Here is a 12084-nt window from a genome sequence, read left to right on the forward strand (position 1 = left end):
CGCTGGGCAAGGTGTTCGAGCACAAGCTCGACTATGCCGACGTCTATCTGCAATACACCCGCTCCGAGGGCTGGAGCCTGGAAGAAGGCCTGGTGAAATCGGGCAGCTTCGACATCGAGCAGGGCTTCGGCATCCGCGCGGTGCAGGGCGAGAAGACCGCCTTCGCCTATTCCGACGATATTTCCGAGCTGGCCTTGCTCGAAGCCGCCGACACGGTGCGCAGCATTGCCCGCGCGGGCAATGGCAGCTCCAAAGTTCCCACCGACACCCGTCGCAGCGCGGCGCGCGTGCTCTACGGCGCGACCGACCCGCTGGGCGCGCTCGATTCCAACGCCAAGGTGGCGCTGCTGCAAAAGGTGGACCGGCTGGCGCGCGCCAAAGACCCGCGCGTGGTGCAGGTCATGGCCAGCCTCGGCGGCGAACACGACGTGATGCTGGTGCTGCGCTCCGACGGCCTGCTCGCCGCCGATGTGCGCCCGCTGGTGCGCCTGAGTGTGAACGTGATCGTCGAGCAGAATGGGCGGCGCGAATCCGGTTCGTCCGGCGGCGGCGGGCGCTACAGCCTGGGCTATTTCGACGACGCCCTCATCGCGCAGTATGTCGATGAGGCGGTGAACACCGCGCTGGTGAATCTCGAATCGCGCCCAGCGCCTGCCGGCGAAATGAGCGTGGTGCTCGGCCCCGGCTGGCCCGGCGTGTTGCTGCACGAGGCGGTGGGGCACGGGCTGGAGGGCGACTTCAACCGCAAGGGATCGAGCGCGTTTGCCGGGCGCATGGGCCAGCGCGTCGCCGCCCGCGGCGTGACCGTGCTCGACGACGGCACCCTGCCCGACCGGCGCGGTTCGCTCAACGTCGACGACGAAGGCAACCCGACGCAGCGCAATGTGCTGATCGAAGACGGCATTCTGGTCGGCTATATGCAGGACATGCTCAACGCCCGGCTGATGGGCCGCGCGCCCACGGGCAATGGCCGCCGCGAGAGCTACGCCAACGTGCCCATGCCGCGCATGACCAACACCTACATGCTGGCGGGCGACCGCGATCCGGCGGAAATCCTCGCCAGCATCGACCGCGGCCTGTACGCCGTGAACTTCGGCGGCGGGCAGGTGGACATCACCAGCGGCAAATTCGTGTTCTCCGCCAGCGAAGCCTGGTGGGTGGAGAAGGGCAAGCCGCTCTACCCGGTGAAAGGCGCCACGCTGATCGGCAACGGCCCCGACGCGCTCACCCGCGTGAGCATGATCGGCAACGATCTGCGCCTGGACAGCGGCGTGGGCACCTGCGGCAAGGAAGGCCAGAGCGTGCCCGTCGGCGTGGGCCAGCCGACCCTGCGCATCGACGGCGTGACCGTGGGCGGCACGGGCTGATCTCAAGGCGACCTTCATCCAGGCCCGACAGCCGGATCGCAGCGATGCGTTCCGGCTGTTTCATTTTTTACCTCCGGTGACATCGGTGAAATGTGATTTACGGTGCATGATGAACGGGTGAACACTGGCTACAGTGCACCCAAGCCGGACGCTGATCCGGCCTTCCCTCCCACACTGCTGAAGAAAGGTTTGCTCCATGAAACACACCACCCTGCTCGCCGTCGCGCTGACCAGCGCCGCCTTGGCCTTCCCCACGATCGCCTCGGCGGGTCTGCTGAAAAATCATGAAGAGAAAGTGCAGTGCGAAAAACAGGCCAAGGAACAGAGCCTCAAAGGCAAGGATCGCACCGAGTTCATCAAATCCTGCGTGAGCAAGGCCAAGGAATCCGCTGCGCCCGCAACGGAGCAAGCCCACCACGAAACCAAGAAGGAAGAAAAGCATCACTCCATGCAAACCTCGGGCGCAGGCATGGCCGCGGCGGCGGGCGGCGGCGCGGGCAAGGTGTGGGTGAATGCCTCGACCAAGGTTTATCACTGTCCGGGCGACAAATACTACGGCAAGACCAAGCACGGCGAATACATGAGCGAGTCGGCCGCCAAAGCTGCGGGCGATCATCCTGCGCATGGCAAGACTTGCAACTGATCGGGTGTGAACGGACTCAGCCCGCGCTAAGTGAGGCCGGTTAAGTTGTGGACATTCTGATTTTCAGCCGCCGCCCGTGCGGCCTTGCTCACTATGTCCACAATCGCTCTGTCCGAAGCGCGCTACCACCCTGTCTCCCGCCTGCTGCATTGGGCCATCGTGGCGCTGATCCTGCTGGAATATCCCCTGGCCTGGCTGATGACCGATCACCGCGGCGCGCCTGAAGATGCGCTGGCGGCCTGGCATATCGGCGTGGGCACGACCGTCCTCACCCTTTTCTTGCTGCGCCTGTTGTGGCGGCTGGTCAAGACTCCGCCGCCGCACCCGCCGATGCCCGCCTGGCAGGCGCTTGCGGCCCAGGCCACTCACGCGCTGCTCTATGCCGGATTCGTGCTGCTGCCGCTACTGGGGTGGCTGGCCGCGTCGGCCCGTGAGTGGCCGGTGCATTGGCTGGGGCTATGGCCCCTCCCCTCGCTGTTTCCAGCCAACGCCACATGGGCTGGCCTGCTGGGCGACGCGCATCAAGTGGTCGCTCTGGGGCTGCTCGGCTTGATCGGTCTGCACGTTGCTGCAGCGCTCTACCACGCCTTCATCCTGCGCGACGGTAGCCTGCGCCGCATGCTGTAAACCCAGATTGTTCATTAGGACACGGGATGATGGCGCGGCGGGTTGGGGAGGGATTTGGCCCTGCGCGACAAGCCCATAGCCCAAGCTATGGGCGCGAAGCGCGGGGGGCAAAGACACCCCAAACCGCCCGCCAGCGCCCGTGTAGGGGCAAAGCCCCGCCTCACGGACAATCTGGGTTAAACAAGCTCAAACCACCTTCAGCCCGATCAGTTCGGGCTTGGGCTCGGGCGCCGGAGTCTTGAGCGCCTCAAGCGCCTGCACCACCAGACGTGCCACAATCAGATTGCGCACCGGCTTGCGGTCGGCCGGCACCACATACCAGGGCGCCTGTGATGTGGAAGTCGCCGCCAGCGCCTGGCTGTAGGCGGCCTGATAAGGCTTCCAAAACTGCCGCTCTTCGAGATCGGACGGGTCGAACTTCCAGTGTTTGAGCGGGTTGTCGATGCGCTCCTGCAAGCGCTCGCGCTGCTCGTCAAAGCTCAGGTGCAGAAAACACTTGACGATGGCCGTACCCGATTCGGTCAGCATCTGCTCGAAATCGGCGATCTGCCGCAGATAGCGCTTCATCTCGCCGTTCTTCAACTCACCGTGCACCCGGCGGATGACCGGTTCCTCGTAATGACTGCGATTGAACACGCCGATGCAGCCCAGCGGCGGCACCTGCGCATGCACCCGCCAGAGAAAGTCGTGCCGTCGTTCCTGCACGCTGGGCACGCTGAACGACGCAGCGTGGATGCCCAGCGGGTTCACCCCGGTGAACACCGCCTTGGTGGTGCTATCTTTGCCCGCCGAATCCATGCCCTGCAACACCACCAGCAGGGCTTGCTCGCGGCGGGTGAACATCGCATCCTGCAGTTCGCCGATCTGGCCGCGCAGGCCGTCGAGCTCGGCCTCGATCTCGTCTTTGGAAGGGTCGCCCGGCAGGTCGATCTGCGTGGCGCGGTCCGAGAGGTCGAGGTTGCCCTCGGGGTCCACTCGCAGACGGCGCAGATCGGTCAGTAGGGACATGTCAGAGGGCATGTCCGCTTCAGCGCCTCACGCCCTTGGCCAGCAGCGTCAGATTTTTGCGGGCGCGTTCTTCGCCCTGCGCGGCGGCCAGCGTCCACCAATGTCGCGCTTTCTCGACGTCAGGCAGCTTGCCCAACCCGCGGTAGTACAGCACGCCGAGGCTGAACTGGGCCTGCGCATCGCCCAGCTCCGCCGCCCGCTGGTACCAGCCGGCCGCCTGGGTGTAGTCGAGACTGCCGCCCCGGCCCATCGCCAGCAGTGCGGCGAGCTCGCGCTGCGCCTCGGGCACATCCATCTCGGCGGCCTTGCGCAGCCAGGCCACGGCCTGCGCGTCGTCCTGCTCGACGCCCTGGCCGGTGACGAACAGATGTCCGTAGCGGTAGCAGGCTTCACGATGGCCCTGATGCGCAGCAAGAGAGAACATCGCCGCAGCGCCCGACGGATCGGCCGGGCCGCAACGTCCGTTGAGCAGAAAAATGCCCAGATTGCACTGGCCCGCCGCGTCGCCCGCCTCTGAGGCACGCTGATACCAGACCTGGGCCTGCGCGTCGCTGCGGGGCACGCCGCGCCCATGCTCGTACAAAAATCCCAGGCCATTCATCGCCCGGGCCAGGCCCACTTCGCAGGCCTGCCGCCACAGATCCAGCGCCTGCGCATCGCTTTGTTCCACGCCGCGTCCGTGAACGTAGAGCCAGCCCAGGTTGTACCGGGCCCCGGCGGAACCCTGATCGGCCGCCTTGCGATACCAGTGCGCCGCATGAACAAAGTCCTTGCGGTCGTGATAGTGCGCGCCCAGCCACTCTTGCGCGGCCGCATCTCCCTCATGCGCCAGGACTTCGAGCGGATGCTGCGTCTCGCTGAAGTCGAGGTGCTGGGGTGGTTGGGTGTGAATGCCGAGATCGAGCTCGGCGGAACGTGGGGTACTCATGAGTGCGGCGATTTTTTGCAGGCATGCAGCATACCCCCGACTTGCCCCGGAACGGAACATTCCGGCGATATGCTTTGCACTCTTGTTTCAACGTGTTTCTTCCCGTGTTTGTTCCTTTTTTCCGGAGACTCTTTTATGCGCCGCTGGATATCCCTCATCTTGCTTTCCGCCGCCCTGCTGAGCCTGAGCGGCTGCGGCTACAACGCCCTGCAGTCGTCCGACGAGCAGATCAAGGCCAGTTGGGCCGAAGTGCTCAACCAGTATCAGCGGCGGGCCGATCTGGTGCCCAATCTGGTGAACGTGGTCAAGGGTTACGCCGCGCATGAGAAAGACGTGTTCGTGCAAGTGACGGAGGCGCGCGCCAAGGTCGGCCAGATCCAGGCCACGCCCGAACTCATCAACGATCCGGCCGCCTTTGCCAAGTTCCAGGAGGCGCAGGCGCAGATGACCAGCGCCCTGTCGCGCCTGATCGCGGTGTCCGAAAACTATCCGCAGCTCAAGGCCGATGGCGTGTTCCGCGATCTGCAGGCGCAGCTCGAAGGCACGGAGAACCGCATCGCCGTGGCCCGCATGCGCTACATCGAGGCCGTGCAGAACTACAACAACCTGGTGCGCCAGTTCCCCAGCAACCTCACCGCCATGGTGGTGGGCATGAAGGTCAAGCCCAGCTTCACCGTGGAGAACGAGAAAGCCATCTCGGTGGCGCCCAAGGTGGACTTCGGCGGCGCGGCCCCCGTGCCGGCCCCGTCCAAGTAAGTCGGCATGACGCTGTTGCGCGGAGTCTGGAAGCGCTGGCTGGCCGCGTTGCTGCTGTGCGGCCTTGGCACGCTGGTCTGGGCCGCGCTGGCGCCGGTGCCCGCGCTCACCGCGCCGGTCACCGACCTCACCGGCACCCTCACCACTGAGCAAACCGCCACGCTCGATCAGGAACTGCGAGCCTTCGCTACGCAGAAAGGCAGCCAAATCGCCATCCTCATGGTGCCCAGCACCGCGCCCGAGGCCATCGAGCAATACAGCATTCGCGTGGCCGAGGCGTGGAAGCTGGGCCGCAAGGCGCAGGACGACGGCGTGCTGCTGCTCGTCGCCAAGGACGACCGCGCCATGCGCATCGAAGTCGGCTACGGGCTGGAAGGCGCCATTCCCGACGCCATCGCCAAGCGCATCATCGCCGAGGTCATCACCCCGCAGTTCAAGCAGGGCGACTATTTCGCCGGACTGCAGGCCGGCGTGCAACAGTTGATGAAGCTGATCGACGGCGAGCAACTGCCACCGCCGCAGGCCACCGCACCGGGCGCAGATCGATCCAGCGCGCAGGAAATCGGCTTCATGGTGTTGATCGGCGCGGTCGTGCTGGGCTCGGTGCTGCGCAGCGTGCTCGGCCGCACCGTCGGCTCCGGGCTGAGCGGACTGATCGCAGGCGGCGTGGGGTGGTGGCTCGTCGGCTCAGTGCTGTTGGGGCTGACCTTCGGCGCGCTCGCCTTCCTCGCCGTGTTCAGCGGCATACGCATGGGAGGTGGGCCGGGCGGACTGGGTGGTGGTGGCTTCGGCGGCGGCGGATTCGGCGGTGGCAATGACCGCGGCTCGGGCGGATTCAGTGGCGGCGGCGGCGGTTTTGGCGGAGGCGGCGCTTCGGGCCGGTGGTGAGATGCGTTGGCCCCGTCTGCTGCGACACCTGCGCTTTGCGCCCTGGCAAACCCGCCGCGCGTTTCCGCAAACCACGCTGGGTGCCATTGCCAAAGCCATCCACGCGGCTGAGCAGGCGCACGGCGGCGAAATCCGCTTTGCGGTTGAAGGCGCACTCGATCTGCCCGAACTCTGGCGCGGCCTGAGTGCCCGCGAGCGCGCCATCGAGGTGTTCTCGCATCTGCACGTCTGGGATACGGAGCACAACGACGGGGTGCTGATCTACCTGCTGCTGGCCGAGCGGGACGTGGAAATCGTCGCCGACCGCGGCATCCACCAACAAGTGCCAACCGATGCCTGGGAGCAGGTGTGCCGCGGCATGGAAGCGCTGCTGCGCCAAGGCCGCTTCGAGGCCGCCGCGCTGCAGGGCGTGGCCGAAGTCAGCGGCCTGCTCGCCCTGCATGCGCCGCCGCGCAGCGGGGAAAAACGCAACGAGTTGCCTGACTGGCCGGTGGTGCTGCGGCTTTAGTTCAAGGAAACAAACCCTTGAACAGACCGGGAACCACCTTCTGCAGCGGCTCGGCCTGGGCGGGTGCGAGCTGTTTCTGCAGTTCGTTCTGCAAGGTGTTTTTCAAGGTCTGCTTCAACAGATTCCCGCCCGCCTGCGACCACAGCACGGTGTAGCTCGGCTGGGCAAAACTGCCCGAGATGCGCACCGGCACGGTGACGCCGCGCAAGGCCGCAAGATCGGCCCCGCCCTGCCCCTGCAGCGAACCGACGATGGTCGGCAGCAGCAGATAGTCCAGCCGCTGCCGGGGCAGATCGAACCAGCCCTCGCCGCCCACGCGCAACAGCGGGCTCTGCACCGACAGATCGCTGTTCTTCGCCACCCCGTTCTGCAGCGCAAAGGTCGCGCCCAGCGAGGTGAAATCAGTCTGCTCGCCCGGGGTGGCGGCAAACTGCCCGTCCTTGCGCGCGGCCAGCAGCGCGCGGGCGTTGCGCAGCATCTGCGCCAGATTGAAACCCTTCACAGCGCCGTTGCGCACGTCGAGCCGCGCCTTGCCCGAAAGGCTGGCGATGAGCGCGGGCAGGGTCTTGCCCTGTGCCGTCAGGTTCATCGTCCAGTTGGCCTTGCCGAGCAGAAAATCTTTGCCGACCAAGGCCTGCAACACCGGCTGCACGCTGACATCACGCCCGCTTTGCTGCAGGGTGTATTGCTGCTGCGCCAGATTCACCCGCAGATTCGCGTCCACACTGCCGCCAAAGCCCTGCGCACTGAAAGGCTGCAAGGCCAGCGTCTTGCGGTCGCTGGTCAACTGACCCTGCACCGCGCTCCACTGCATGCCCTTGAACAACAGGCTGCCGATCTTGAACTGCGCGCCCAGCCCGAGTTTTTGAAAGGCCGACAGGTCGATGGGGGCCGGCGCAGGCGCGGCAGCTTTGGGTTGTGCGACGGGCGGCGGCAGCCAATCGTCGAGGTTGAGGCGGTCGGCATTCACGTCGAGGCGCAGGGTGTCGGGCTGCGCCCATCCGCCCGACAGCTTGGCCCCGCTGCCGGCCACCAGACCTTGGAGCAGAAACTGCGCGGTGGGGCCGTTCGCGCCACCGTCGTATTGCGCATTGCCTTGCAGCGCCAGGGTCTGCGGTTTGGCGCCGGGGGTGAGCTGGCCCGAGAGCTTGATCGCGGGCAGAACATAGTGCGCATGAGTGAGATCGAGTTGCAGCGGCGAGGCCAGAGTCAGGCGCATCGCCCCCGCCTTTCCGGCCACGCCGTGCTGCACATCGCATTGCGCCACGGGAACGCGCAGCGCGCCCCAGGCGCCCGTGGCCTGCTGGGTCTTGCACTGCAGCTGCAGCGCCTGCGCCGCGCCGATCTCGGCGCTGGCATCGAACGGCCCGATCTGCACGGTGTCGCCCTTGGCATCGAGCGTTGGCAGGCTGGCTTGCGCACTCAAGGTTTCGCCGCTCTCGGTGCGGCCGGTGGTCTTGATGCGCCATTGCCGCGCGGTCAGCGCCCACATTGAGCCGGTGCGCAGCCCGAACTGCTCTGCGCTGAGTTGGGTCTGCATCGCCTTCAGTCCCGGCACGTCACCCTGCGCCGACAGCGCCAGATCGGTCAGCACCACACTGTGCTGCGCCGGGTCGGCCTGCAGCTTGCCGCGCAGGGCGATGCGGGTTGCCAGCGCAGGCTGGACAAAGCGCGCCGTGGTTTCTAGATGAAAGGCCCCGGCGTTGCCGCCGTCCAAGCCGGAAAGGCCGACGTCGAGGCCGTCGAGCTGGCCGTGGAGCTTGGCCTTGTCGTCGTCGTAAAAGAGTACGCCCTGCTCGACCTGCAGACGGTGCACCGACAGACCCAGCGGGCTGCGCGCCGACGTGGATTCGGGCTTGCTGTCGGGCAGCAGGTCGGCGAAGTTCAAACGCCCCTGCGCGTCGCGGGCCACATGAATCTGCGGCTTGATCATCACCACCCGATCGACCACCAGCTTGCGCCGCAGCAGCGCGAACAGATCGAGGTGCAGCCGCAGGTCGTCAGCCCGCGCGAAAACGGCGGGAGAGTCGCGCTCGCTCAAGGAGAACGGCCCGGTGCGCAGCGTCAGTGGCGGAAACAGCGTGAGCTCGATCGTGCCCGGCAACGTCAACGTGCGGTGCTCGCGCTCCTGCACCACCTGGATCAGCGTAGCCTTGTATTGGTTCGGATCGAAGGTGAGCAGCAAAATGCTCAAGCCGCCCACCACCAGAATGACCGCGGCCAGCAGCGCCGCCAGCAGCCCCTTGAACAGACGCATCGGCCAGCGCTTGCGCGGCGCGGGCGCGTCGGGCTGCGGCGCAGTGACCTCAGTCATGGGCGGGAATTACACCTAGGCGCCGACGCGCCGGGGGCACAATGCGGGTTTTGTCGGTCAACATGAAGCTGATTCTAGGCAGCTTGTCTGACAGCCCGAAGTCCTCAGAAAAACGGCGCCTCAGGCGCAGCCATTCCATCATGTCCTCCCCTTCTTCCGACCTTCTGATCTGCGGCGGCGGCATTGCAGGCAAGGCCTGCGCGCTGGCGCTGGCGCAGATCGGGCTGCAGGTCACTCTGCTGGGCGCGCGCCCGGCCGCCGCCCTGCCGACCCAAGGTTATGCCCAGCGCCTCTACGCGCTCAACGCCGCCTCAAGGCAACTGCTCGAAGAACTGCGGGTCTGGCCGCAAATGCCGCCCGAGCGCATTCAGCCCGTACGGGCCATGCACATCCGCGCCGATGGCGCGCAGCTCGCCTTCGATGCCCGCGACGCCCGCAGCGAAGCGCTGGCCTGGATCGTCGAATCCGACGCCATCGAAACCGCGCTCGATCTGGCCCTGCGCTTCGAGCGCCGGGTGCAGATCAACCCCGCGCAGGCCGCCCGGCTGCAACACCTGCCCGCCGCGGCAGGCTGGCAGGTGCAGACCACCGATGACCGCACCCTGCAGACCCCGCTGCTCGTCGGCGCCGACGGCGAAAACAGTCTGGTGCGCAAGGTCTCGGGCATCGCCATGGACACGCACGACTACCTGCAGCGCGGCGTGATCGCCAATTTCATCTGCGCCGCGCCGCACGAGGGCGCCGCCTTCCAGACCTTCGCCGACGGCGGGGTGATCGCCCTGCTGCCGCTGGCGCCGCTACAGGGTCGGCCGATGGTGTCGCTGGTCTGGTCGGCCCCCGAGGCGCTGGCGCTGGAGCTGCTCGCGCTGTCGCCCGAGACGCTGGCGCAGCGTGTCGAGGCCCATCTGCCTGCGCTGCGAGCGCAGCATCTCGGCCCGCTGCAGGCCACGGGCTCGGCGGCGGCCTGGCGCTTGCAGCGACAAATCGCCCGCCGCACCGTGGCGGACGGCCTGGTGCTGATTGGCGACGCCGCGCATCGCGTGCATCCGCTCGCCGGTCAAGGTCTTAACCTGGGTCTGCAAGACGTGCAGGTGCTGGCCCGCACCCTGCAACAGCGCGGCGCAGGCCAGGCCGTGCACGACCCGCGACTGCTGCGGCGCCATTCCCGCGCCCGGGCAGAACAGGTGCTGGCGCTCGCCACCGCCACCGACGCCCTCGCCCGGCTGTACGGTGCAGGCAGCCGCGTGCCCGCGCCGCTGCGCGCGCTGGGCCTGCACGCGACCAATGCCCTGCCGCCCGTCCGGCAGTTGCTCACCCGGTATGCTTCGGGCCTTCCCTATCTCGCCTGACGCGCAGGCTCGCGCCGCGCCGCTTTCATGAACTCATTGCTCTCACGCTCCGTCATGCGCGTTCTGCGCGGGGTCGCGCTGTCCGCGGCCTTCCTGTCTCTGCCGGCCATGGCGCAAACCCTGGCCGAGACCCGCGCCGCACTCGAAAAAGCCATGCCCGGCCTGCCCGCCAGCGCCAAGATCATCAAAACCCCCTATGCCGGGCTGTACGAAGTGGACGTTGGCGCCAAGATTTTCTACACCGATGCCAAGGCCACCTTTCTGTTCGCCGGCGAGATTTTCGACACCAAGACCCAGACCAATATCACCAAGGCCCGCATCGACGAGCTGCGCCGGGTGAACTGGAAGGATCTGCCCTTCAAAGACTCGTTCAAGCTGGTGTTCGGCAACGGCAAGCGCCAGATCGCGATTTTTGAAGACCCGTACTGCCCGTACTGTCACAAGATGGAAACCACGCTGGAGAAAATGAGCAACGTCACGCTGCATGTGTTCGTCGTGCCCATCATCCGCCGCGAGTCCTTGCCGCAGTCGCGCGACATCTGGTGCGCCCCCAACCGCAGCAAGGCCTGGCTGGACTGGATGAACAACCAGGTGCAACCGCCCAAGGCCGCCGCGACCTGCGTCGATCCGCTCAAGGCCAATGTGGCGTTGGCGGAGAAGCTGGGCATTTCGTCCACCCCCACGCTGATCTTCATGGACGGCAGCCGCATGGAAGGCGCGCTGCCGCAGGAAGAAGTCGAGAAGAAGCTGGCCTCGATCAAGTAAACCGTCAAGCAAGGCCAAAGCGCCACAGCAGATACACCGCCATACCGCCCGCGATGGCAGCCAGCAGTTTGCGCGTGCCCAGCGCCAGGGCGGCACTGGCCAGCGCACCGGCCAGCCAGGGGTTGCGCCAACTCAAATCCCAGTGCTGGCCGTCGGGCAGCAACACCATCGGAACGACGATGGCGGTGAGCACCGCCACCGGCACATGGCGCAGCGCCTGCTGCACCCGCGGCGAAAACCTCAGCCGCCCGCCCAGCCCGAACAGGGTGTAGCGGATGGCGAACGTCACCGCGGCCATGCCGACAATGACCTCCCACAGGCTCCAGTTCATCGCGTCTCTCCCGTCTCTTCCTCAAGGGCCGGACGGCGACGACCATCCATCCACACCCCGACCGCTACCCCGGCGAATGCCGCGAGCATCAGGCCGAGCTTGTACGGCAGATCGCGCGCCGCCAGCGCCACCGCCGCCGCAGTGAGGGCCACGGCGATGCTCGGGCGCTCGCGCAGCAGAGGCACGACGATGCCCACGAAGGTCGCTACGAGCGCGAATTCCAGCCCGAGATGGGTGAGCGCCGGGCTGGCCGTCCCCAGCCAGGCTCCCAGCGCGGTCCAGCCCAGCCAGTTGAGGTACATGGCCGCGCCCGACCCCGCCGTGTACCAGTGCTTGAACGGCGCACCATCATCGCGGGCGTAGCGGTGATGCACCGTGGCGTAGGTTTCGTCGGTGAGCCAGAACGCCAGCAGCACCCGCCAGCGCTGCGGCAGCCGCGCCATCTGCGGCTGCAGGCTGGCGGCGTACAGCAGGTGGCGCAGGTTGACGACCAGGGTGGTGAACACCACGACCAGCGCGCTGGCGCCACTGCCCAGCAGGCTCAGGGCGATGAATTGCGCCGACCCGGCAAACACCAGCGCCGACATGGCCAGCGCCCCG

Annotated in this window: 13 protein-coding genes; 8 read left to right on the forward strand and 5 right to left on the reverse strand. The window is 66.7% G+C overall.

Going from position 1 to position 12084, the window contains the following annotated elements:
- From tldD to AC2VLV_RS08090, 3 genes are all read left to right on the forward strand, one after another.
- Positions 1-1367: metalloprotease TldD (gene tldD / locus AC2VLV_RS08080; protein WP_486989492.1), on the forward strand; the 1367-nt coding region annotated here is incomplete at its 5' end.
- Positions 1368-1563: 196 nt separating this feature from the next.
- Positions 1564-2010, forward strand: coding sequence for a PsiF family protein (locus AC2VLV_RS08085; protein WP_486989493.1), 447 nt, complete (start codon positions 1564-1566; stop codon positions 2008-2010).
- 93 nt (positions 2011-2103) lie between these two features.
- The gene (locus tag AC2VLV_RS08090) at positions 2104-2637 is read left to right on the forward strand and encodes a cytochrome b (protein ID WP_486989494.1); all 534 of its coding nucleotides are present in this window, start codon (positions 2104-2106) and stop codon (positions 2635-2637) included.
- A 186-nt stretch (positions 2638-2823) separates the two neighbouring features.
- Here the strand turns inward: AC2VLV_RS08090 and AC2VLV_RS08095 are convergent, their stop codons facing one another.
- Both AC2VLV_RS08095 and AC2VLV_RS08100 read right to left on the reverse strand, forming a co-directional pair.
- Positions 2824-3645, reverse strand: a complete 822-nt coding sequence (locus AC2VLV_RS08095; protein ID WP_486989495.1) for a PPK2 family polyphosphate kinase — start codon at positions 3643-3645, stop codon at positions 2824-2826.
- 19 nt (positions 3646-3664) lie between these two features.
- On the reverse strand, positions 3665-4573 hold the full coding sequence (locus AC2VLV_RS08100) for a tetratricopeptide repeat protein (RefSeq protein WP_486989496.1): 909 nt from the start codon (positions 4571-4573) through the stop codon (positions 3665-3667).
- Positions 4574-4708: 135 nt separating this feature from the next.
- Between AC2VLV_RS08100 and AC2VLV_RS08105 the strand changes: the two genes are divergently transcribed.
- The 3 genes from AC2VLV_RS08105 to AC2VLV_RS08115 are packed head-to-tail and all read left to right on the forward strand — an operon-like array spanning position 4709 to position 6725.
- Positions 4709-5329, forward strand: a complete 621-nt coding sequence (locus AC2VLV_RS08105; protein WP_486989497.1) for a LemA family protein — start codon at positions 4709-4711, stop codon at positions 5327-5329.
- A 6-nt stretch (positions 5330-5335) separates the two neighbouring features.
- Complete coding sequence (locus tag AC2VLV_RS08110) at positions 5336-6217, forward strand: TPM domain-containing protein (RefSeq protein ID WP_486989498.1); 882 nt, start codon at positions 5336-5338, stop codon at positions 6215-6217.
- A 1-nt stretch (position 6218) separates the two neighbouring features.
- Positions 6219-6725 carry a TPM domain-containing protein gene (locus tag AC2VLV_RS08115; RefSeq protein ID WP_486989499.1) on the forward strand — a complete coding sequence of 169 codons (507 nt, stop codon included), beginning with the start codon at positions 6219-6221 and terminating at the stop codon, positions 6723-6725.
- Between the two features lies 1 nt (position 6726).
- Here the strand turns inward: AC2VLV_RS08115 and AC2VLV_RS08120 are convergent, their stop codons facing one another.
- Positions 6727-9039 carry an AsmA family protein gene (locus AC2VLV_RS08120; protein WP_486989500.1) on the reverse strand — a complete coding sequence of 771 codons (2313 nt, stop codon included), beginning with the start codon at positions 9037-9039 and terminating at the stop codon, positions 6727-6729.
- A gap of 140 nt (positions 9040-9179) precedes the next feature.
- Between AC2VLV_RS08120 and AC2VLV_RS08125 the strand changes: the two genes are divergently transcribed.
- Both AC2VLV_RS08125 and AC2VLV_RS08130 read left to right on the forward strand, forming a co-directional pair.
- On the forward strand, positions 9180-10388 hold the full coding sequence (locus tag AC2VLV_RS08125; RefSeq protein ID WP_486989501.1) for an FAD-dependent monooxygenase: 1209 nt from the start codon (positions 9180-9182) through the stop codon (positions 10386-10388).
- Positions 10389-10415: 27 nt separating this feature from the next.
- The gene (locus tag AC2VLV_RS08130; RefSeq protein WP_486989502.1) at positions 10416-11153 is read left to right on the forward strand and encodes a DsbC family protein; all 738 of its coding nucleotides are present in this window, start codon (positions 10416-10418) and stop codon (positions 11151-11153) included.
- 4 nt (positions 11154-11157) lie between these two features.
- Here the strand turns inward: AC2VLV_RS08130 and AC2VLV_RS08135 are convergent, their stop codons facing one another.
- Together AC2VLV_RS08135 and AC2VLV_RS08140 are read right to left on the reverse strand one after the other, a co-directional pair.
- On the reverse strand, positions 11158-11484 hold the full coding sequence (locus AC2VLV_RS08135; protein WP_486989503.1) for an AzlD domain-containing protein: 327 nt from the start codon (positions 11482-11484) through the stop codon (positions 11158-11160).
- On the reverse strand, positions 11481-12084 hold a 604-nt coding region (locus AC2VLV_RS08140), incomplete at its 5' end, for an AzlC family ABC transporter permease (RefSeq protein ID WP_486989504.1). The genes AC2VLV_RS08140 and AC2VLV_RS08135, both read right to left, overlap by 4 nt.

The organism is Thiomonas sp. TH-17, from assembly GCF_057473305.1.

Coding starts and splice junctions, on each gene's coding strand:
- AC2VLV_RS08095 (WP_486989495.1), bottom strand. CDS start 3,645: ATGTCCCTACTGACCGATCTGCGCCGTCTGCGAGTGGACCCCGAGGGC.
- AC2VLV_RS08090 (WP_486989494.1), top strand. CDS start 2,104: ATGTCCACAATCGCTCTGTCCGAAGCGCGCTACCACCCTGTCTCCCGC.
- AC2VLV_RS08120 (WP_486989500.1), bottom strand. CDS start 9,039: ATGACTGAGGTCACTGCGCCGCAGCCCGACGCGCCCGCGCCGCGCAAG.
- AC2VLV_RS08130 (WP_486989502.1), top strand. CDS start 10,416: ATGAACTCATTGCTCTCACGCTCCGTCATGCGCGTTCTGCGCGGGGTC.
- AC2VLV_RS08115 (WP_486989499.1), top strand. CDS start 6,219: ATGCGTTGGCCCCGTCTGCTGCGACACCTGCGCTTTGCGCCCTGGCAA.
- AC2VLV_RS08135 (WP_486989503.1), bottom strand. CDS start 11,484: ATGAACTGGAGCCTGTGGGAGGTCATTGTCGGCATGGCCGCGGTGACG.
- AC2VLV_RS08085 (WP_486989493.1), top strand. CDS start 1,564: ATGAAACACACCACCCTGCTCGCCGTCGCGCTGACCAGCGCCGCCTTG.
- AC2VLV_RS08105 (WP_486989497.1), top strand. CDS start 4,709: ATGCGCCGCTGGATATCCCTCATCTTGCTTTCCGCCGCCCTGCTGAGC.
- AC2VLV_RS08100 (WP_486989496.1), bottom strand. CDS start 4,573: ATGAGTACCCCACGTTCCGCCGAGCTCGATCTCGGCATTCACACCCAA.
- AC2VLV_RS08110 (WP_486989498.1), top strand. CDS start 5,336: ATGACGCTGTTGCGCGGAGTCTGGAAGCGCTGGCTGGCCGCGTTGCTG.
- AC2VLV_RS08125 (WP_486989501.1), top strand. CDS start 9,180: ATGTCCTCCCCTTCTTCCGACCTTCTGATCTGCGGCGGCGGCATTGCA.